This is a genomic window from Hahella sp. HN01 (assembly GCF_018986435.1).
Classification (GTDB): Bacteria; Pseudomonadota; Gammaproteobacteria; order Pseudomonadales; family Oleiphilaceae; genus Hahella.
Genome location: NZ_JAHMIN010000042.1, coordinates 1 through 20,927, shown reverse-complemented (window position 1 = coordinate 20,927; position 20,927 = coordinate 1). Strand labels below are relative to the sequence as shown.

Genomic DNA, 20,927 nt, shown 5'->3' with positions numbered 1-20,927 from the left:
AAACTTCTTGGCCTATGGTCGCTCATATTTTTTGTAGTCGGAGTTTCTCTGCTGGCATCTTTAAAGATTGGTAGAAGAGCCTATCTAATCAGTAATTCCGGGAGTAAAACGAACACATTATCTGGGCGAGATCTGTTTGCAGACGTCACATACAACCCTGCCACAGGATCTCCAATGGTAAGTGACGTAGATGTATCCGGAAGCTTCTATGGATTGAATAAAAACAAAGGCTCCTGAGAGCCTTTGTTTTTATTAATTATAGACTTAACGTTAACTGCCTATCTTTATATCTTAATAACGGATACCGTTGAGGCGACGAAAAAAAACCTATCAAAATGTGTTTATTAAGTTCCGGATGCTCTCTGATTACATTGTTCAACACCGAACCATCGACGATAAATTTTTTATTTCCACAGGAGATTGGCTTTTCGTTTAGCCATCTCCCTTCCCCCAGTAATATCATCACTTTAAGCTCTTTAATTGCGCGTCTATATTCAGCTCGTCTGCTCATTAACGGCCTCCTTTGGCTACGGACAAATACCTTGATACAGGCGCTAAATATCCGCCCGCTTGGTCTTTACCTGCCCCCGCAGAACTTTCAATAATCGCAGCCATTTTATCTGCCAATACGTTATCACCAACCTCTTCTCTGAGATTTTCTCTTAGTTCTCCAGAGCGCGATGAATCGCCGCCCATCAACGATGCAGCAAACAATTCTGCTCCTGCCTGACTATTCAAACCATAATCATATCTTGCAGTATCCATTGCTATCTGCCTGAATTCGTCACCATATTGCTGAACAAACTCAGCCGCCTTTCCAGCTCCAGCCTCGCTTGCACTTGCTAATGCAGAAGCAAAAAACATCCCTCTTTCTCTAACAGACATTCCCTGTGCTGCCTCTGAAAGATCTGACTTACCGGTTAACCATTCTTTACCGGCTTCAAATCCACTGATCCCCACACCAATGATGTCCCTACCCAGATTTGCAGCACCTACAGCCAGGAAGCCTCCAAGACCATACTCTTGCTTGACGTAATCGTCCCCTTTCTTTGTGTCCTCAATAAACTGATCTCGTTGTTCCGGAGTCATCTGGGCTAACTTAGACATCGATTGCCCAAAACTCTCTGCGAACCCTTCTTTGGCGGCTCCTGCGCCACCCACAACTTGCTGTACAAAACGACCTGCGCCCTCAGCACCTGCAAACAAAGCACTGGATGTTGACGGGGCCAAATCGGATGCCATGATCTGTGCTCTTAACGCAGGCAAGCGGTCATTAAGATATTCATTTCTGCTTGTCCCATAACTCTGCTCAAGTTGTTGGATACCCTTTTCATGAGCGTCACGAACAGAATTTTCAGATCCAATACTGCCTGATTCAGCTAAAAGCTTTTGTTCATTGCTCATTCTTTCCGGTGCCGAAAGTGCGCTCGAATTTTCAACCGGCGAGACATAGCGCGGAGCATCCTTTACCAACATTGCACTTTGACCTGGTTGATTAAAGTCAATACCACTGTTGCCACCAGTGGCCTTTGCTATTGCACTGGCTGCAATTGCTTGTTCAGATGGAGAGTTGGAATTGAGCATAGCAAACAACTGCCCTCCAACTATTGCCCTCTGGGAATCAATACCTAAATCTTGGTAATGCTGGGCTTTTCTTTGCGCAAAATCTCTTGTCTCTGGCGATGACTGTCTAACACCATCTGACAATGACTTACCGGCTGACCAGTTGTTCAGAACTTTGTCAGCTAACGCGCTAATATTATTGTTGCTAGTAGTCCCGATAGTTTGCTGAGCCTGAGATAACTCTTGGTAGGTTTGTTGCGAAGACAAAAGATCAGAACTGGATTGCATGAGCTGCTTTCTCTGCTCTTCACCTAAGCTCTGGGTAAAACGTTGACCTTTATCAGTAGACACTTGCCGTGCCAAATCACTCGTTAATGCTGAACTGTCATCTTTTGTAAAACCGAGTCCGCGAGATAAAGAGTCAATATCAGAACTAAGTTGCTGTCTACTATCCTGACTCTGCGATTGCGCAGATACATCTAAACTACCGTTCATAGATACCGGATTAGCGGCATTTACAGCGGCACCAACCGGTCCTGTAAAAGCAGCAGCAAGTTTTCCGGCATCCACTCCAGCGCTAGCACGCATAGCAATAGCTCCTGCCACAGCATCCGTGTGAGAAGCATTTATCCCACGATCAGTAACGTAGTTCTGCGCCGCGGACAAAATACTTTTAGCCTGAGTTGAATCAGACGCTCTCAACGTTTGTCCTAATGATTGTAGTTGTGAATAAGTCTGTTCTGAACCATGTCCAGAAAACACACTATTACTTAATTGGCTAGCGAAGCCTTTCTGAGCCTGTGCAGTAGCAGCAGAACTACTGCTAAGGGCATTACTTACGGTACTTCCTAAGTTAATACTATCAACTAATGACTCACCTCCAGAGGTCATTGTTCCAGCAATTCTGGATTGATTAAATTGTGGTTGTTGACTCAAAACAGAACCACGGTCCACTAAGTCTGGAGACATTAGTTTTTCATTGACTGTATCACTCGCCCCCACTCGTTGCGCGATACTATTGAAGGCATATACCGAGCCAGTTACTAACATCAACGATAAGACTGGCGTTGCTGCGGCCATCATTCCACCTATCCCTATCCAACGCTCAATTTCGGCCCCAGCATATGCAACACCTTCAAATGAGGATAAGTTCCCTGTGGTATATTTTGCGAGCGCCTGCTGCCCCATTATGTAAATGAATAGATTGATTACCGACATAATTGGCAACCAAAGTTGTACCCATATAAGCATTTGAAGATACTTACCAACCAATAGCAAACCTTTAGAACCAAGCACCATCACAAATGCGGCTATGGGCGTAATCGCATAGGCAAACCCCTCTACCAAGGTCATAAGAGGTTGAATCGATTTTACAAACAAAGACTGTTCGGCTGCATATTGCGTATTTCGCTGAGACTCAGCTTGAGTGAGCATGATTTGTGCGTACGGATCATTCATATCACTGTAGTACTGAGCAAAGCCACGCTGTACGATAGGTTGCAGAAAATTGGCTTTTATAAAATCACCTGCGGCCACATTCGTAACCTGCAGGCGATACAAAGCGTCAGATGTAGCATTCAAAGCATCAGTGGTAGACAGCAAATAGCCAAGAGCTTGTTGCGAAAGGCCAGAATTGAACGCAGTTTCAAAGGATTGGCTCAACTGAATCCAGCCATCTGTACAACTGGGATCTGTCGGGCCAGATGGAGACAGGAACAATCGGGTCCCATATATTTGTGAATCAAATCTGAGAGCTGTACGCCAATTCTCTGTGTTGATTTGATCCTCATTTGACTCACCTAATGAAAATTTAATTGCTGTGCATTCCGATATGTAGTTAGTCAGGCTTTTCTTCATATCAACAGCACCGCCTCCTAGGGAATCATTCCAGGCAGTCCATAGTGCTGACTCCATTTCGTGATTTCTGAGCTTTGATAATAACTCTAAAGAATCCATGAACTTTGATTCAGTCACACTCGCGACAGGGCTATATGCAACCTCAAAGAGTTTTGTGAGACCAAATCCAACGCTTGAGATTATAGAACCAGCGGCGGCTGGACCAACAGGTACGTTATCCACTACTCGCACTTGTCCGTTGTACGCGTCCTCAATAGTTACCGTAACGCCGGCTCCAAAGGAAATTGCATACACGAGCCAACAAGCAAAAACTTGATGTAAATCCCAGGATTTAGCTCCCTGGAATAACGACTGAAATGAGATGATAAGAGCGCCAATTAAAAGGCCAATACTTACCATGCGTTCAAAATCACCGGTGCCTGTAGCCATCGCCACAGCAATCATTATTTGCTCTAGAAATGCGGCATCACCGACGGAATAAATACTAAAATCCATTAGTTACTCCTTTTTCCCTGATGCTTGTGCCGCAAGTAAAAGCCGCTGCTTCTTTGTGACATCAAGTAAGCTGTTGTAATACCCCATCAGATCACTTAGCTTCCCGTGTCTCACAATTAATTGGTCATACTCTTGTCTGACAACAGCCCGAGAAGCATCAAGTACATCAACAGCTTTTTGTTGATAGGCATTATCACTGTTAGCTAACGCAATAGTTGTTGCCCGGTATATCTCCTCAATAAACCTGTAGGTTATATCTAGCGCTATGATGGTCTGTGCTTGCTGAGCAAACTGCTCTGCTGTATCACTGGAAACAGCAGCAAGATTTCGGAAAAGTGAGCCAAAGCTACTGGGGAGATTTGATACAAAAGCTATCTCGGCAGAACTTAAAGCCCCAACATTGTTTGCATATTTATAAATCAATCCAGGTGAAGAATCAGAACCAAGAAGTAAATCTGACATTTGATTGCCAATCCCCCTGAGCTGAACACTCTTCAGCTCAGAACCAGCAGAAATACAGTTAACCGTATCACTGTCACATGAATAAACTTTAACAGAGCCACCTGAAATGAGATCTCCAAGGGTAATTCGATTCCCTGGTAAGGTGACGATGGGATTAGTACTGTTGTTTTCTCCAGCAAGATTTGGATCATTAATTAAATCACCAATGACAACGGCACCAGTTATAGACATCATGGCTTCAAGCAGGCTGTTATCCCCGTACTGGAACCATGAACTTACACTATTCTTTTTGAGTTGCTTCCAGACAATATTACCTATCATCTCTTGGTAGGCCTGTGGCGAGTTGTCTTTCAGCGTCTTGATTGCCGTTTGTCCATCCGTTTCCTGCGTTGCAGAAAACATGTCTTCAAATAAACCTTTGGTCGATGCTTTTGTACGAGTATCGTTCTTTAGTTTCGTGTCAAAAGCACTTAGTGAATCGTTAACAATACCCTGAGCTAACTGACAAGAATTGCCTAAATGCTGGTTCAAAGCCTGAACTTTCTTCTGAAAGTTTTCTATCCATTTTGCACCATCAGGAAAAACATTATCCAGAGCTAGTTGAAAAGCATAGCCCTTTGCATTTGCTGCCACAGCTCGCATCAGTTGAACAATCTGATCTGCATTCACAAACGATAAAGAACCACCGAATAGATCAACGCCACCACACCCAGCTTTCCAGGATGGAGGGACAAAGCTAACTAGGTTTTCATCAAAAATACGCGCTTTGGTGGTCACACGCCCACCCGCAATAACTCCACGGCGTTGTGTCTCATGAATACCCGGTCTGGTTGTATTACTCATTTCGTTGAATAGTCTATCCATCTCGGACTGAAGCCCTTCAGCCGAGGCATGAGTGGCGACGACAGAGAAGATGATTAAACAAGAGGCAGATAGTGTTCTAATGTAAGGGGGAGAGACTCTCATACTGTTGCTCCAATAGGTTTCGTGTCACCCGAAAGCCTACCGAGCAAATGAGTACAAACCGAACTCCCAAACTGTCCAATTTGGGCAGTCCAAATAAAACTTTCACATGTGAAAGTTAATCATTGAATAATGTCGGTAACTTTGTCACGTCCGTACAAACTTATGATTTTTAAAAAGTTTTACTTAACCCTTGTTGCATTTTCACAAACCAATGGCACTCTATTTCTAAAAGAGGAGCTTTAAATGAAAATGAATATGTCAACTTCCGTAAGTTCAGCTACAGCCTTGTTCGCCGCCATTATGCTCGCAGGCTGTGCTACAACCCCAAAATCCTATAATCCAGAGATGTCCAGAGCGCTAAACTTGGCAAGAGCTGGGGGTATTTATGACCAAGATCTGAAAGACTCAGAAGATGGGCGGAACTCATACAAACAGTCTCTATTGATGAAAGCGCTAAATGTCACAAGCCTGGCCTCATCGCTTGATGCTCCATTAAGAGGATTGAACGGTCAGCAAACTCTCATGTTTAACACTGCAAGCATTCTTACATCACCGGATAACCCATCCGCTAGGCCAAGTTTGATGGCATGGATGCCTGCATCAATGGCTAAATCCTCAGAAGATGCTTATAGCAACTACATAAACCTAATTGATAATGCCGTTGCGGTAGCCGCGAAATCTATGAACCTGGATTTGACTAAAATAGTGGAAAGTACAGCGCCTAAGATTGATGGAAATCCCTTAATTATGTGGGCAGTAACGGCTCCACAATTTGGCTGTGATGGCTCAAACTGCGTAATTGCATACAACGTTACAATGCCTAATCCTTGGAAAACACCAGCCTTTGTGGGCAGTGGTAATATTGATAGCTTTAATCTGGCCGCTAATAACACGACCAAATATTCTCGATTGATTTTCTCCCAGGTCAGCGACGTGAAATCATTTCCAATGGACGATTTTTACAAAAGTACGAGCCGAGCGCTGCCGGAGTGGGCAGTTATGTATTTCCCGCCCAATAGTGTGTTCCAGGATGGCAAAGCTTTACCATATCCAGTTATCTATGAAAAAGGTCAGCAATTGCTATTTAGGAAGGCACAATGAGTCTGTGGCATGAAGAACTGGAACTGGCTTTGCTAAATCTGGAGGATTCAAAAGCCGGTTGTGATGTGATGACTTACGTGATCAGCCACATTCTAGCCAAATCAGACATTCCACATCAGTGCAGAGTAGGGTTTGTTGAAACAGTGCATAGCAAGACTCAAATCAATCCGCATTGCTGGATAGAGCTAAAGAATGGATGGGGTATAGATCTGACTTTACGCCGGTGGTTGGGTGACGAGGACCGATGGCCGCATGGAGTATTTAGGCTTTCAGACTATCCACAGGTTCAATTCTGGGGAACGCCCCTGTTTGCCCCGAAGCTAGACGATGAGGAAATTAACGCTATGTCCGATCATCTAATTAAGAGAGTAAAAATACCAGTCATAATTAATGATCAGAGCGGTTTTGACGATGTTTGTTGTACAGATACAAACTCCCGAACGTCACAATGGTAAAAAAAGCGAGCAAACTGAGCATTGCAATAGTAAAGGCATCCACGGAGCTGAACCTCTCTTTTAAAACGTTATATACTCAAAGTCTAACCAAACTAGCGAGATTTACCAGTGTCAAGAACACTAGAGCAACTCCTGGAGCAGGAGAAACCCGAAGTTGTGGCCGAGGCCAAACGCAAGGCATCAGAGATGCTCCGCCTCTTGGATGAGCAAGCAACGGCCAAGCTGGATAATGAAACCGATTCAGTAGATTCCTATCCCTAGAAGTAGCAAAGGACCAGACAAGCTGGCCCTTTGATTATTCCGGTCGAACTAAAGAAACTATTACAACATGCGCTGCATCGTAATCTCTAGCACCCGTTTAACTTATGGCCTCAGGGGCACAAAGCCGTTTAATTATCTACACCTTTAAAAATAAAGGTGCCCTCATGTTCAAGCTGCTTCAGCTCAGTAGAAAATGCCTCCTCAAGGTTCAGTTCTGCCTGAGCGGTACGTTTCTTACCGTTAAAATAAGCCCAGAATGAGTTGATAAAAAACTCCTTCTGCAATTTAGAAATCAGAGACTTAACGCCGTCCTGATAAATAATTGTCGGCTTTTGGGTCATCCTGTCGTTCCACTCAACATCAACTTTGATTAGCACTTCATCTATCAAGGATTTAACTTCATCAATCGCGCTCCATGCGTCCTTTTCATCAGCAGCACGATGCGCTGCGATAGGAAGAAGAAGGCCTTGAATGGTCTCTTCAGTTGACCAAGCTCCATCTGATAAAAAGTACTCTCTATTTTCAAAGTTAAGGTGTAAGTGATATGTCATGTTTAAATACTCCTTTGAAAGGTTTTTCAATATTACCAATCTAAGTGGCTCTGCAAAGACGCTGGATCTGCCCATTTTGGACAATCCCAGCGTTCTGGTAGAGTTTTTACCGAGGCGCATATCCCGATTCAGCAAGACTCTTCTGCAATGCAGATAAAGCCTCTCTCATCAGATACGCATCGTCGTCATCCACCGCATTGATCCGAACTTCGTTCCAGCCGATGCGCTTGACAAGTTGAGCCAAAGCCCAGGCATGGCGATCAGATAACTCAGTGGTGATTGTGGTTGTCTCTTCCATTTTTCCTCCATAAATAGCAGGAGGGGAAGCCCCCAGGGCTTCCCCTGAGGGTTTTGCGATTAATGGACCAAGAACGGTTCATCGCTATCACTTTCAGCAATCGTCAAATCGATAGTGAACGTAATTTCGACGCGGTCCACGGTCAGGTTGAACTCACGAGCATGTTCAACCAGATTGTTTCGAAACACGGTTTCCGCCTCGTCATGAGATAAGGCCTCCACCGTTTCAGCCACCAACTCGCCTTCTTGCCCGGTGTAATTGACCTCGCGGTAATACACGCGGCCACATACGTCGAATTGATGGATTTCTTTTTGAGTTTGTCCCAGCATTTTCATTCTCCAAGAGTTTAAACGCCGGGACTTAGCCCAACCGGGCAAAGTACCCGGCAGGGTGATTTAAGATAAAAAGGGCTATCGTTCTGAAAGGTCATTCACACCTTGGCCGACAAGAACTTCTTGTTGGAAGCAATTGCAGCTCGCTCAGCAACCAGTTCCCCTTCAAGCGGCGCGCATTCAATAGCATCGAAAACGCCGGATTGATTGCTACCGGAGGTAGCTCTCAACCATTCTCCGTTCAATGAACTGCTGACAGTAGCCAGCGGACTGACGACCCCTACGGGCCGCGTTTTTCTCAAGGACCGATATACCGCCATCGACGCCGCGTTTAATAGCTTGGCAACGATGGAAGCTCCGAAAGCAATGACGCCAACGGTAACAATCATGATCAAAACGAAAGTGGAAAAGTACATAAACACCTCCAATTAATTTGGAATTGAAGGGGCTACACCGCGTAACCGGTGAACCCCGGTTACGGGATAGGAAAGGAATTATTGGACGGTATTGAACCAATCTGCGATTGGTTCAAATTTGTCACCCCATTCCATGATTTTCACGAAGTCTTCTGAGTTATCAGCTCTCGCCAATCCGCAGTAAGTTTTCGTATGACGACCATCAAGACACCGCAATACGGTGATATGAAGTGGTTCGCCAGATTCAGTTCTAGCGGCTGTTACCCCACGCCGTTGATGAACATGCGCATCATTTAGTGGCAGAATCAGACCGTTAACTTCGATTTTTGACATACAACACCTCAAATTTCTTTGAGGGTTCTCCCTTAACCGGAGAACCCTCGGTTAAGGGAAGGATTTAAGTTTGCTGTTTGTTTTTGGCGACCAGCTATCGCGCTCACTCAGCCTGAGGCTGAAGTTGTGAACACTGTAACAGCCAAGGCGTCGGGGGATACTCGCTGGAACTGCCCTTTTTGGGCGCATAGGTCAATAATTGAGATGAAGGAACTTTGTTGAAGGGAGAAGTTGATGCGGCATCTGGCGAATATAGGGCTTCTGATTCTGCTTATCCTAGGTCTGGCTGTCGCTGCCTATAAGCTTGGTATGGCACTCGTGTTGTTGGTGATCTTGGGTATCTTTCGCCTGGCTCGGCTTCGGAAGAACGCCTTAGCGGGCAGTAATGAGAGCAGTTCTCGATTTCACAGTTGCATTTTTTGATGCCATGGTAAACTGGCGGTAAAGAGCAAGGGGGTTGGTATGAAACATGTGGCCAATGTTCTTCTGCTGGGAGTGGTACTTCTCGGGATAGCTATGATGACTGATACGCCTTGGGGGCTTGGTGTTGCGTTAGCTCCCTTTGTCGTTTGGGGCGGAAGATTCCTGTTACTGGTTCATCGGAGTATCTGGGCATCAATAGTGTTCTGGGCGGGTGTGGCCTATTTCAGTTGGCAAGCCGCTCTTGTTGTCCTGCTTAGTTTTCTCGCGGTGCAAATGGTTAAAGTTGTACGCCAAGAGGGTGTACGAGGACGGAAACATCGTCGGAAAAAAGATGATCTCCACCTTTATCTCGACTCTCGTTCGACAGGTGGTTTAGGTATTGGACCGATGGGGGATGGAGGATTCCAGGACTCCTATGACTATGACCAGAGGCGTCACATCGGCACGAGTGACGATTAACCCGGCGCTCAACCATCCTTTGGCCGGGGAGGATCGCCAGCGCGACCAAGCAATTCCCACAGGAGTCGGAACGCATAGAAGTGATCACGCAATGTCGTCGCACTCAGCCTCTGGTGCCTGGCGTAGTATCTGTGGATATGGGCTCTTCCGACCTGGGATGGGGATTTAACGCCTTTCTCATTGGCCGCAATGTCCTCCAGGATCGCTATCAGGCGTTTCACCATCGCCCGCCTTGCGGTCTTTCCGCCGTGGCGGACATATACATGTGATCTTTCTCTAACCCATTTTTCCATTGGTTCCTCCTGATGTTGCTTACCCCAAATAGGAGTTTGTTACGTCGATGCGCCCGTGGCCCAGCTCTCGCGCAACCTCCGACCGGATCTCCTGGTCCAGCATCCTGGCGTGGGCCACGGATACTCCAAGTTCCTTGGCAAGGTATTCATGGTGGGCGCGGCCATGCTTTATTCCGGCTTTTACCGGGCATTCCGCGCCCAGCAGGTCCCGGTATCGAGTTTGAGCGTAGTGGTGCCGTTCGCCGTGGAAGTTCACCGGATGGCGGCCAATCTCCCGATAGGCTTCTTGCCGGAACTCGCGATAATTCTGCTCGGTAGGGATCATGCTGCGACCATCCTGCATGGCGGCGGCCCGCTGGAGCGCACTAACTTGGGCATCGTTGGTGATGGGAACGGTGCGCGCCCGCCCCCCCTTGGTGCCATCCTTTATGCTCACGGAGCCGATTTTCTCGGCCTCTCTTAGTGCCCTGGCAGCATCCAGCTTGGCCGATTCCTCGAACCGCAGACCAAAATTACGCTGTAGTTCCAGCAAAGCCCCAAGGCGCTCGGAGGCTGCCCCCATAGCGGCATTATGGGCCGCTTCCGAAACACTCCGGTCACCAGTGGCGATACCTGAGCGCTTTGGAAGTCCACCCTCGGAGACGGGGTCTACACGTACCTGTCGGTCGCCTCTCGCAATCTCCATCACCCGATTCACTGCGCTCAGGTAGTTCTGCGCCGTGGATGGCGCGATTTCTCCCCGCTCATAGCGATCATTAAGGTGCGCCGCATAAGCGACCAAATGAGCCTTTTCTATATCCCGCATGTCCTTAATGCCCTGTTCGGACTTAATCCAAGCGCTAAAAACGCTCCATCGGTCGTGGATCGTGGCTATGGACTGGAAACTCTTCATACCTTCCTTCAGTGCATTCAGGCCTGCCTTGCCCATATCGCGACTTCGGAGACCAAAATTCCGGGAGCCCGGATTAGTCCGCTCTGAGCGCATCGTGTGCTCCTTATGATCTTGTTAATCAACGTGTTGCTGGCCCGTCCGTACTCGGTGGTAAGTGAAACGCAGTTTTTTATTAGCTCTGCATGCTAAGGCCAACGCTGGGGATCTCGCCCAGGCACAGGGCAGATAAACCGATGCCCACGGTCATTTCATACGAGCGGTACTGCTATGGAGCGAACTACTCATTCCACTGGCTGGTCTGTTCCGACGGAACAAACTGCCAGCAGATCCGGCTGGTACTGTCGTGTCATTCTCTGGAAAGGAAGCGCGAAGCGCGCCAACCGCCGAAGGCGGTATTGTTCGCGCACATTCGTGCGCGGGGCGAAAGCCTTGAGCCGTTGAGGCACAAGGCTTCCGTCGGGGGCTATACCCCCGTCTCTGTTTACGCCTACGGCGACAGAGACGGGGTGGAGCATCGAGCAAGTTGGGTATTCCAACACTCGTCCTGATGTTGAGGGTGGTCCTCTTTGGTTTGGCTGCTCGGAATCGAGTACCAAGGACACGACATTGCTTTGAGCAAAATCGCGGTATGGAAGCCTGTTAACTTGTGCAATACACAAGCACAGGCCGCAGCATAACGCTGCAAGCATAATGATGATAAACATCTGATTTTCCTCCGGGAAGATTGTTATAGACGGAGGAATGCCCATAGGGGGCAGTCCCCCTGAGGGTTAAGAAATGAAGGCAATCGCCTTAGTTTTGCAGAATGCTGTTTGAAGGCCAGCTACCAAAAACACTTTATATATTAATCAAACAGATAGAGGCGTCAAGTACATCATAAAGTTGCTTTTGGGTTGCTTTTCAGTGCTTGTCTTTAGGGTGAGGTTTGTTCGTTGGGCTCGAATTTAACTCAACGGTCGCTTTTAGGTGGCTTTTCGGTAATGCTTAGAGCGATGACCAAATATTTAGCATCAATAGATTGCTTTTCGATGGGGTTTTAGTAGGTATATCAGATGTCAGTAAACTTTGAATTAGATGAATTGGAAAGTAGAGCAAAAATAATTGTTGAAGATTTCAGCGGTATTTTTTCTCCATACGACGCCTTTTATATACATTCGATAATTTATTCAGCTAGCCGATGTTTGGAAGCTTTTGAACACTACGAATTTGCAAAGGAAAAACAGGCTGATTCAGATTACTCAATTAGTTTGGTGCAAGAGGCAATAGGGCATGCGGCGGCTTTATCTCGATACTTCTGGCCGGTTTGGTATCCGGGCAAGCTAAACAAAACCCATCCCTATCAAGCAGCTCTGAGAAAAAAACGAGGCGAAAAGTTAATATCTGCTTTTGGTATGGAAGAAGACTCACCTATTCATAACAGGGATCTGCGGAACGCCTGGGAACATTTTGATGAAAACTTAGACGACTACCTTCTGAAAAATGATGCTGGACATTTTTTTCCTGACTCAGCAATTGGCAATCATACTCTTGCTGACGAACCGGCCTATCACTTGTTTAAACTTCTGGACCCAGAAGCAGAATGCCTTGTCCTAATGGGGAAAAAGTACTTTTTTGGTCCAATAAAATCTGAGGTCGCAAGAATTTATGATAGGGCCAATTACCTACAGCAAAATGGATATAACTTGAGACCGTTATAGACCCCTGAGCTATAGAGCAATCATAAAGCTGGCTTACCAAACCAGCTTTATGATTATTATGTCCTATAAAAGCTCTGACAAGATTATAGAACTGCCATCTCTTAGCTCAATTAAATTATCTGGTTCAGAACAAAACCACGCATAAGTTCCCCACGCGAGTTCTGACATTGCTTTTTTGAATGGAGCGGCTGAACGATCTTGAAATGCAGTTACAAAAGCAAGATTCTGGGCAGAGAAGCCAGCTTCAATAGCTATTTCAGTTAGCTTCTGTTTACGCATAGAGTTAATTGGACCATCTGAAGCAACAATTTCAATAAAAACAAATAACATGTCACTACCGTCAGTCTTGGTCCCAAGATCAACTAAAATAACGTCAGGTAACGTTTTTGAAGGGTCAATTTTGAGCTTTAACCTACTCGCAAGATCAATACCAACCTTTTCCCCTGACTGAGACAACCATAATACGGCTGGCGTCTTTAAAAACTTCCGAGCGAATTGTTCGATCACCGCCTTACCTATTACGCCTGACGGACCAGACTCAAGCATTACTAACCCAGAATTAGGTAATGTCGCGGTTATCTGATCTGATGCTGCGGCAGTGGCATGCGCACCAAGTAATCGAATTCGACTTAAAGCGGCAGCATTAAGGTGAGAGTTCTGCCAGCTACGAATTAAAGCCTCTAAATCATCCCCAATTAAATCTACATTGAACAGAGCTGCAAATGCTTTTGACATTGCGTATTTAGGAAGAGGAGTTGTCACAGGCAAACCAGTGCGTTCAATAACGGCACCAAGGGCTATAAACCCATATCGAATAGTTTCGTCTCTGACAGGTTCTCGGGAATTTGGAGCATACCAGGTCGTAACAGGTCTATCTTTCTTACTAGATAGCGCCTGTTTAACCCAAGACTGACGCTCCTCGTCCGTCAAGAGAGCAGCCTGAACATCAGACATGTCGGTTACTTGGCTTGGCCTAATCCAACGATCAGCACCCTCGACAGCTCCTGCGTAGAACATAACATAGAGAGTTCTTGCAGCCATTTCTCGGATGACATAATTACGATTTTCTGTCCCTTCAGGGAATATTAGAGGTAAGCGTTCAGCAATCACCTCCAGACTTGGTACATGTGGCCAGCTCAAGTTTGCTCTCTCCATACAATCCTGCTATACACTTCTCGATGGAGAGTCTATCAGAACCTGCTGCAATGATCTTCTCCAGCTTTTTCATGTCGTCCAAGCTCGGTAAAGGCACAGCCATAAGCTCATAAGCAGAAACAGCTACACTACCGCTTATGCAACGGTATATACGGTCAAAGACCTGAGAATTAAGTAATCCGTTAATAGTTTCTACGCTCAACTCCCGTATAAGTGTATCTGCGTAAACGATATTTAAATGATTTTCTACAACGACACCACCATATCGATCAATAAAGTCTTGTGGTATGACAGCACCGAGAACTCTTCGATTTTGTTCTTTAGATGTGGTTCGCTGTACCAAAACACATGAATCAGTAGTTACAAGATGTCGCTGGTTTTTTTCAATTTGAATATAAGGGACATGGTTTCTCTTCACCGAAGAGAATTTAAAGCCATTTGAAGTTACCGATTCAGCCCAAACAAGAGGTAGTGCCCCTTTTGTTTTTTCAGTACGTAACTGGCTTTTATGTCTATTCCAAACAAGTTTCCCAGTCGAAACAACGTAGCCCAGATCAGGGAGACGGGTCTTCATCTTCTTGAGTCGATTTAACAATGCAGCGTCTTCAGCTACTCTAGGGATTAGCCACGGACCATCGCCTTTAATAATTGATACCTTTCCAATAGGCTCTACTCTTGCTTCGTTAAGCCCCTCGGGTACTAACAATGAAACCTTTGCCGGTGTTTTTCTTGCTGACTTTTTGAATGTTGCAAGAAGAGTTTCTTGTAAAACATCGTCAAAAACACCCTCTCTATTTGATATAAAATCAAAAGCTCGTGGCGCAGATTCATCAATTAACAGCTCACGTAATGCCTTGAAATATTGCCCCCCCAAAAATGATGTAGGTGTTAAGTAAGCTATTACCCCTTCAGGCTTGGCGAGTCTTAAAGCGAGGTCGGTGAAAAGACCATATAAATTGGCATGACCAAACAGTGAGCGGCTAAACTTCTCTCTAACTTCTGTATCAAGAGAAACTTTACCGTATGGAGGATTGCCTATTACCAGATCAAAATCTACAGGTGACTGGTACGTTAGAGCATCACAAATACTGATAACGCTTTTTGCAAGACGCCTTCTGGCAATAATGCAATGTTCTATTAATACACACTCTAATAAGACATGCGTCATCCAGGCAGCAAATGGATCTATCTCAACCCCTTTGAGCCTCTTGCCTATCTGCGCAAGCTTCCATTCACTTGAAGCATGTTTGGAACGTTGGAGCATTCGCATAGCGACTGGCGCAAGGAAAGCACCTCCGCCGCATGCAGGATCAATTACCGACGCGGTACTGAAATCAACGCCTGCTTCTTCAGCCAAATCAAGAAGCCTAGATACCAAAGGTGGCGGAGTGTAATAAGCTCCTAAATCAGATCGATAAGCAGTAGGCAACATGGCTGTGTATATTGATCCGATAAGATAGCCCGCATCAATATCAGGGAATTGTGCGATCACTTTACCGGTGTTTTTGGCAACATCCTCTGCATCGAGAGTAATTTCGGCCAATTCTGAATCAGTTGGGATTGAAAAAATTTTAAGCTTGCTATTGTGCCTAGCGTTAATTTCGTCCCAATAAGATTTTATTAAAGCTGCGCAATAAGACCTGGCGATTTTAAGTCGATACTGGTCATCTATGACAGAGTTAGCATAACCACGAGCCATACCTTTGCAGGCCTCATAACGAACAAGAGGCTCCGCTGACTCACTTAAAAGATCCTGAAAGTGGAAAGCGTTCATATACTTGCCCCCTCACGGTCAGGTTTTATGACCCCGACACTGTTATAAATTGTTGTTCTAGATACACCAAATCGTTTAGCCACATCGGAAACGGGTATGCTTGGATCTTTTAGTAATACCTTAATCTCTCGAATATCCTTTGGTGCGAGCTTCGGCTTTCTGCCACCTTTACGTCCCCGAGCCCTAGCAGCATCAAGTCCAGCTCTAGTCCGCTCACTAATTAAATTACGCTCAAACTCAGCTAAAGCTGCAAATACATGAAAAATCAACTTTCCAGAAGCACTATTGGTTTCAATCTGCTCTTGTAAGCTCAGGAATCCAACTCCCCGTTCACCAATCAAATTAGTCACGACTTTAACCAAATCACCCAGGCTGCGACCGAGTCTATCGAGCCTCCAAACAACTAACGTATCACCTGGCCTAAGAGCCTTTAGACAGTTATCTAGTTCTGGCCGGGCAGTACTTTTACCGCTGGCTTTGTCCTCATAAATGATTTCACAACCGGCAGCAACCAACGCATCCCGCTGGAGATGCAGGTTCTGGTCATCAGTTGATACTCTGGCATAGCCGATTCTTTGATTCATGTACGTTTTATTTACATAGTTTTTTATACGAGTATTTTAACAGATTATTGATTAAAAAACCAATCCATAGTGTCGTTTTCAGAAGACGGCTGCACTGAACGTCAGAAGCCGACTGCACTATAGCAGCGGAGGGGTTGGATCCATCAGGCAACGACGGGCTGCTGCCGGCCATCAGCGGACGCAGGGAGGACTTTCCGCAACCGGCCGTTCGATGCGGCACCGATGGCCTTCGCGCAGGGGTAGTGAATCCGCCAGGATTGACTTGCGCTGCCCTACCTCTCACTAGTGAGGGGCGGCAGCGCATCAAGCGGTGAGCGCACTCCGGCACCGCCAACTTTCAGCACATGCGTGTAAATCATCGTCGTAGAGACGTCGGAATGGCCGAGCAGATCCTGCACGGTTCGAATGTCGTAACCGCTGCGGAGCAAGGCCGTCGCGAACGAGTGGCGGAGGGTGTGCGGTGTGGCGGGCTTCGTGATGCCTGCTTGTTCTACGGCACGTTTGAAGGCGCGCTGAAAGGTCTGGTCATACATGTGATGGCGACGCACGACACCGCTCCGTGGATCGGTCGAATGCGTGTGCTGCGCAAAAACCCAGAACCACGGCCAGGAATGCCCGGCGCGCGGATACTTCCGCTCAAGGGCGTCGGGAAGCGCAACGCCGCTGCGGCCCTCGGCCTGGTCCTTCAGCCACCATGCCCGTGCACGCGACAGCTGCTCGCGCAGGCTGGGTGCCAAGCTCTCGGGTAACATCAAGGGGCACTGTTGCAAAGTTAGCGATGAGGCAGCCTTTTGTCTTATTCAAAGGCCTTACATTTCAAAAACTCTGCTTACCAGGCGCATTTCGCCCAGGGGATCACCATAATAAAATGCTGAGGCCTGGCCTTTGCGTAGTGCACGCATCACCTCAATACCTTTGATGGTGGCGTAAGCCGTCTTCATGGATTTAAATCCCAGCGTGGCGCCGATTATCCGTTTCAGTTTGCCATGATCGCATTCAATCACGTTGTTCCGGTACTTAATCTGTCGGTGTTCAACGTCAGACGGGCACCGGCCTTCGCGTTTGAGCAGAGCAAGCGCGCGACCATAGGCGGGCGCTTTATCCGTGTTGATGAATCGCGGGATCTGCCACTTCTTCACGTTGTTGAGGATTTTACCCAGAAACCGGTATGCAGCTTTGCTGTTACGACGGGAGGAGAGATAAAAATCGACAGTGCGGCCCCGGCTGTCGACGGCCCGGTACAGATACGCCCAGCGGCCATTGACCTTCACGTAGGTTTCATCCATGTGCCACGGGCAAAGATCGGAAGGGTTACGCCAGTACCAGCGCAGCCGTTTTTCCATTTCAGGCGCATAACGCTGAACCCAGCGGTAAATCGTGGAGTGATCGACATTCACTCCGCGTTCAGCCAGCATCTCCTGCAGCTCACGGTAACTGATGCCGTATTTGCAGTACCAGCGTACGGCCCACAGAATGATGTCACGCTGAAAATGCCGGCCTTTGAATGGGTTCATGTGCAGCTCCATCAGCAAAAGGGGATGATAAGTTTATCACCACCGACTATTTGCAACAGTGCCTGATGCACTACCTACACAGTTAATTACAGCTTCGACCGATTGCCCGATAGCTCCCCTCTGTATTCCGTTGTCATCGATCATGGACAGTAACTTACGTATGTCACCTTCATCAAACGAATTAAACAAGTCAGCGGCATAACATCTAATCTCTGACTTTATATCTTCGCCACTGTATGAAATATCGCCATGCCAAGGGATATGGGCTAGAAGATAAATGAGTAATCTAGGAATTTTGGCAATACTTCTTATTTTGAAAGCTCTAACCAACTCATCCCAGGTTTGGTATGTATTAGGAAATCGCCTAAATAACGTTGTTAAACCAAGCCAAGCCTCGTCATCATTACTGCTTCTAACAAGTCTTAAACTGTCTTCCAGAGAAATATTTGGCCCTCTCCCAGTAACCAAGGGCTTAAAGTAAGAAATGAACTTCTCTTCATCAAAGTGATTGGCACGACTCAAATCGAAACTAATGGAGCTAGCGTGAACGTTACTCTTCAGAAATTTCTTAATATCTGTCCAATAAGCCGTGTCGAGAGATGGTATGTAAACAACAGCAAAAAGGGGGACCTTATAATTTGTCCAGTAATCCCTATGAGTTCCTATCCTAAATGAACAGGAGTTTTTAGAACTATCATAGTAAGAGTCACCAGACTTGATCTGCAAAGCAAAAAGGTGGTTTTCTGGCTGACCATTTGAGTTTATCAACTCGCAAATCGCATCTATCCCAAGATCATTTTCCTGCTCAATCTTTTGAAACAAGCAGCCAACTCCCTCGATAACTCCTCTTACGTAGTTAATACCTTTCTTAGAAGTTACTAACGATTTTGCATAGGTTGGCATATTGGTTCCTCAATACCTTGAACACTGACGCAGAACGCATTTTTTAATATAATATGTTCTGGCAGTACAAAGTAACCGTACTTAGGTGAATAACCGAAATTACCCCAAATGCACGCCAATTTAATTATAATTAATTGATAATTAATGTTTTTTCACTTTCTGTATCGGCAAGTAGTAAGCCTATTCTAAAAAAGACTCAGTCATCTTCTTCCGTTACTTTATGTGAAGCGCTTAGCTGGGCTATGCCTATTAGTTCGCTCAATTACCTCATTTCTTTTCATAAGTAGTGTAATAGCTGGTCAGTCAAATAACTTAACTCTTCTGGCGACAGAAAAATGAATGAATTTAGTCTGTGGGTGGTTGAGTCGACGCACACTAGCCCGAACGATTTTTACCTAAGAGTAGATGGGTCTGACATCTACACTGCATACTGGATAGTATGTTCGTCCTCGAAAAATAGAGCACAGCAATTGGCTTTACAGATTTCAGAGGAATTGCTGCTGGGAAATACAGAGACTATCGCAATATACCCATACAGACCGGGCGACTGGGTTAAAGACGATAATGTGACGGCGAGAATGGAGAAAATATCAACAAAGTTTAGCGAGCAAGAAGATATCCAGTTAGCCGCCTGGATTACTTCGGAAGGAGGGCTATGGTAGACAGATGTTGATAGCGCAAAATAGATCTCCCTATGCTCGCTAATGTTTTAAATACTGTGTGCTTGGCTCTTTGTTACGGGAAGTAGATTCTATGAAGCCAATTTGGTTGACCTACGCAGCCTTGGCCGCCGCTATTTTGTTGGAAGTGATTGGCACCACTTTTCTGCAAAAGTCGGAACAGTTCAGTAAATTGACGCCAACGATACTCATGGCGTTGTGCTATTTGGGCGCCTTTTACTTTCTGTCTTATAGCCTCAAAACAATTCCTGTCGGCCTGGCGTATGCTATCTGGAGCGGTCTTGGCATTGTACTGATTTCGGCCATTGGCTATTTCCTGTTTCGACAAACGTTGGATCTTCCTGCGATGATCGGCTTAGGCTTTATCATCATTGGAGTCATTATCGTCAACGTATTTTCTAATTCCATTAACCACTGACCGGCTGCAACGCTCTACGTCCCTATCTACTAAACTGACTATTCAGGTTCACACGTTTCTTTTCCTTTTCACTGATCGAAGCGAGTGAGTTAAAGCAGATAGGAAGGTGTCTGAGTGCTTAAAGATGGGCTGATAGGCTTTGTTATTGTTGTTTTTTTGCTCTGCCGGGCGGGTGACGCTGTTGCGCAGGAAAAAATAACAGTCGCTATCGGCGAGTGGGCCCCTTTCATGAGCGAGTCTTATCCTGACTACGGTGTCGTTCCTCATATTATTTCGGAGATCTATCAAAAAGCGGGAGTGAAAGTGGTTTATGGTTTTTTCCCTTGGAAGCGTTCCTACACGTTGGTGCAAAGAGGGGAGTGGCATGCCTCGGCAATCTGGGGAAAGACGCCGGAAAGAGAGGCCGATTGTTATTTTTCCGATGCGGTCTATACGGGAGAAATTGTTCTCTTTTATCTCAAAAATAGACCTGTTGTATGGCGCGGGGCAAAAGAGGACATTCAAGGTCTCACTATTGGCCTCCCTCTCGGCAGCGCCAAGGCCAAACCACTGGAGGAAGCGGAAAAGGAAGGCCTGGTCAGTTACGATGTGGGAGTTGATCATATCCTCGTATTCAGAAAACTGCTCGCTGGGCGTTTTGACGCCTTAGATGAAAATAAAGCTGTGGGGTTGTTCAATCTGCAGTCACAATTCACCGCTCAAGAAAGAGAAAAAATAGGCTACACAGCCCCCGTGGAAAGCTGGCCGTACCACATGATTTTTTCCCGTAAATCCAACGCCAGTCCTCGTTTTATGGAAATATTCAATGCTGGATTGAGTGAGCTGAAGCAAAGCGGGCGACTTGATGAAATATGGGAAGCCTTTTATCGCGGAGAATTTACTGCTCCCTAAATCAATGTAGTGGTCTAATAGTCCCGGACACATTAATAAGAGACAATACCCGTCAACGATTAAGGTGTCAGCATGAGTCAGAAAAAGTCGTATAAACAGTATACAAAAGAGTTTAAAGAAGAGGCCGTTTCCTTGGTCCGCGACCAAGGTTATT

Annotated in this window: 21 protein-coding genes and 1 pseudogene; 7 read left to right on the top strand and 15 right to left on the bottom strand. The window is 46.1% G+C overall.

The window, feature by feature from the left end; all coding sequences use genetic code 11:
* Positions 1 to 256 precede the first annotated feature (256 nt).
* The 3 genes from KP814_RS27755 to KP814_RS27745 are packed head-to-tail and all read right to left on the bottom strand — an operon-like array spanning position 257 to position 5,343.
* Complete coding sequence (locus KP814_RS27755) at positions 257 to 511, bottom strand: hypothetical protein (RefSeq protein ID WP_000091004.1); 255 nt, start codon at positions 509 to 511, stop codon at positions 257 to 259.
* Positions 511 to 3,915 carry a conjugal transfer protein TraG N-terminal domain-containing protein gene (locus tag KP814_RS27750; protein ID WP_001747912.1) on the bottom strand — a complete coding sequence of 1,135 codons (3,405 nt, stop codon included), beginning with the start codon at positions 3,913 to 3,915 and terminating at the stop codon, positions 511 to 513. Before KP814_RS27750 ends, KP814_RS27755 begins: the two co-directional genes overlap by 1 nt.
* 3 nt (positions 3,916 to 3,918) lie before the next feature.
* Entirely contained in the window at positions 3,919 to 5,343 is a 1,425-nt protein-coding gene (locus KP814_RS27745) for a conjugal transfer protein TraH (RefSeq protein WP_010836074.1), read from the bottom strand.
* A gap of 243 nt (positions 5,344 to 5,586) precedes the next feature.
* Here KP814_RS27745 and KP814_RS27740 point away from each other — a divergent pair, with 243 nt between their 5' ends.
* Positions 5,587 to 6,444: a hypothetical protein gene (locus KP814_RS27740; RefSeq protein WP_054104059.1), complete on the top strand. Its 858-nt coding sequence runs from the start codon at positions 5,587 to 5,589 to the stop codon at positions 6,442 to 6,444.
* Complete coding sequence (locus KP814_RS27735) at positions 6,441 to 6,899, top strand: hypothetical protein (protein WP_233348931.1); 459 nt, start codon at positions 6,441 to 6,443, stop codon at positions 6,897 to 6,899. The genes KP814_RS27740 and KP814_RS27735 overlap by 4 nt, the downstream gene beginning before the upstream one ends.
* A 389-nt stretch (positions 6,900 to 7,288) precedes the next feature.
* On the opposite strand, the gene KP814_RS27730 is transcribed toward KP814_RS27735, so the two are convergent.
* From KP814_RS27730 to KP814_RS27710, 5 genes are all read right to left on the bottom strand, one after another.
* The gene (locus tag KP814_RS27730) at positions 7,289 to 7,711 is read right to left on the bottom strand and encodes a hypothetical protein (RefSeq protein WP_069140151.1); all 423 of its coding nucleotides are present in this window, start codon (positions 7,709 to 7,711) and stop codon (positions 7,289 to 7,291) included.
* Positions 7,712 to 7,817: 106 nt separating this feature from the next.
* On the bottom strand, positions 7,818 to 8,009 hold the full coding sequence (locus KP814_RS27725) for a hypothetical protein (RefSeq protein WP_069140150.1): 192 nt from the start codon (positions 8,007 to 8,009) through the stop codon (positions 7,818 to 7,820).
* A 59-nt stretch (positions 8,010 to 8,068) separates the two neighbouring features.
* The gene (locus tag KP814_RS27720) at positions 8,069 to 8,338 is read right to left on the bottom strand and encodes a hypothetical protein (RefSeq protein WP_069140165.1); all 270 of its coding nucleotides are present in this window, start codon (positions 8,336 to 8,338) and stop codon (positions 8,069 to 8,071) included.
* Between the two features lie 101 nt (positions 8,339 to 8,439).
* On the bottom strand, positions 8,440 to 8,757 hold the full coding sequence (locus KP814_RS27715; RefSeq protein WP_069140149.1) for a hypothetical protein: 318 nt from the start codon (positions 8,755 to 8,757) through the stop codon (positions 8,440 to 8,442).
* Positions 8,758 to 8,835: 78 nt separating this feature from the next.
* Complete coding sequence (locus KP814_RS27710; protein WP_074448774.1) at positions 8,836 to 9,090, bottom strand: hypothetical protein; 255 nt, start codon at positions 9,088 to 9,090, stop codon at positions 8,836 to 8,838.
* A 462-nt stretch (positions 9,091 to 9,552) separates the two neighbouring features.
* Here KP814_RS27710 and KP814_RS27705 point away from each other — a divergent pair, with 462 nt between their 5' ends.
* Both KP814_RS27705 and KP814_RS27700 read left to right on the top strand, forming a co-directional pair.
* Positions 9,553 to 9,972 (top strand): permease, encoded by a 420-nt coding sequence (locus KP814_RS27705; RefSeq protein WP_080248198.1) that lies wholly within the window; start codon positions 9,553 to 9,555, stop codon positions 9,970 to 9,972.
* An 80-nt stretch (positions 9,973 to 10,052) separates the two neighbouring features.
* The gene (locus KP814_RS27700; protein ID WP_216739816.1) at positions 10,053 to 10,241 is read left to right on the top strand and encodes a hypothetical protein; all 189 of its coding nucleotides are present in this window, start codon (positions 10,053 to 10,055) and stop codon (positions 10,239 to 10,241) included.
* A gap of 43 nt (positions 10,242 to 10,284) precedes the next feature.
* On the opposite strand, the gene KP814_RS27695 is transcribed toward KP814_RS27700, so the two are convergent.
* Positions 10,285 to 11,193 (bottom strand): integrase domain-containing protein, encoded by a 909-nt coding sequence (locus KP814_RS27695; RefSeq protein WP_233348930.1) that lies wholly within the window; start codon positions 11,191 to 11,193, stop codon positions 10,285 to 10,287.
* A 1,016-nt stretch (positions 11,194 to 12,209) separates the two neighbouring features.
* Here KP814_RS27695 and KP814_RS27690 point away from each other — a divergent pair.
* Entirely contained in the window at positions 12,210 to 12,854 is a 645-nt protein-coding gene (locus tag KP814_RS27690; RefSeq protein WP_001747918.1) for a hypothetical protein, read from the top strand.
* Positions 12,855 to 12,917: 63 nt separating this feature from the next.
* Here the strand turns inward: KP814_RS27690 and KP814_RS27685 are convergent, their stop codons facing one another.
* From KP814_RS27685 to KP814_RS27660, 6 genes and pseudogenes are all read right to left on the bottom strand, one after another.
* Positions 12,918 to 13,994 carry a BsuBI/PstI family type II restriction endonuclease gene (locus tag KP814_RS27685; protein WP_002015199.1) on the bottom strand — a complete coding sequence of 359 codons (1,077 nt, stop codon included), beginning with the start codon at positions 13,992 to 13,994 and terminating at the stop codon, positions 12,918 to 12,920.
* A complete protein-coding gene (locus tag KP814_RS27680; RefSeq protein ID WP_001747920.1) occupies positions 13,954 to 15,783 on the bottom strand; it encodes a class I SAM-dependent DNA methyltransferase in 1,830 nt (609 codons plus the stop codon). The genes KP814_RS27685 and KP814_RS27680 overlap by 41 nt, the downstream gene beginning before the upstream one ends.
* Positions 15,780 to 16,367, bottom strand: coding sequence for a recombinase family protein (locus tag KP814_RS27675; protein ID WP_080248196.1), 588 nt, complete (start codon positions 16,365 to 16,367; stop codon positions 15,780 to 15,782). The genes KP814_RS27680 and KP814_RS27675 overlap by 4 nt, the downstream gene beginning before the upstream one ends.
* Positions 16,368 to 16,639: 272 nt before the next feature.
* A pseudogene (gene intI1, locus KP814_RS27670) lies at positions 16,640 to 17,122 on the bottom strand (class 1 integron integrase IntI1); the annotation flags it as partial.
* A 54-nt stretch (positions 17,123 to 17,176) separates the two neighbouring features.
* A complete protein-coding gene (locus tag KP814_RS27665; RefSeq protein ID WP_001067855.1) occupies positions 17,177 to 17,881 on the bottom strand; it encodes an IS6-like element IS26 family transposase in 705 nt (234 codons plus the stop codon).
* A gap of 36 nt (positions 17,882 to 17,917) precedes the next feature.
* Positions 17,918 to 18,784, bottom strand: coding sequence for a DUF4365 domain-containing protein (locus tag KP814_RS27660; RefSeq protein ID WP_253938685.1), 867 nt, complete (start codon positions 18,782 to 18,784; stop codon positions 17,918 to 17,920).
* Positions 18,785 to 19,537: 753 nt separating this feature from the next.
* Here KP814_RS27660 and KP814_RS27655 point away from each other — a divergent pair.
* Both KP814_RS27655 and KP814_RS27650 read left to right on the top strand, forming a co-directional pair.
* Positions 19,538 to 19,882 (top strand): multidrug efflux SMR transporter, encoded by a 345-nt coding sequence (locus KP814_RS27655; RefSeq protein ID WP_216739815.1) that lies wholly within the window; start codon positions 19,538 to 19,540, stop codon positions 19,880 to 19,882.
* 114 nt (positions 19,883 to 19,996) lie between these two features.
* Entirely contained in the window at positions 19,997 to 20,773 is a 777-nt protein-coding gene (locus tag KP814_RS27650; RefSeq protein WP_371824098.1) for a substrate-binding periplasmic protein, read from the top strand.
* Positions 20,774 to 20,927 lie beyond the last annotated feature (154 nt).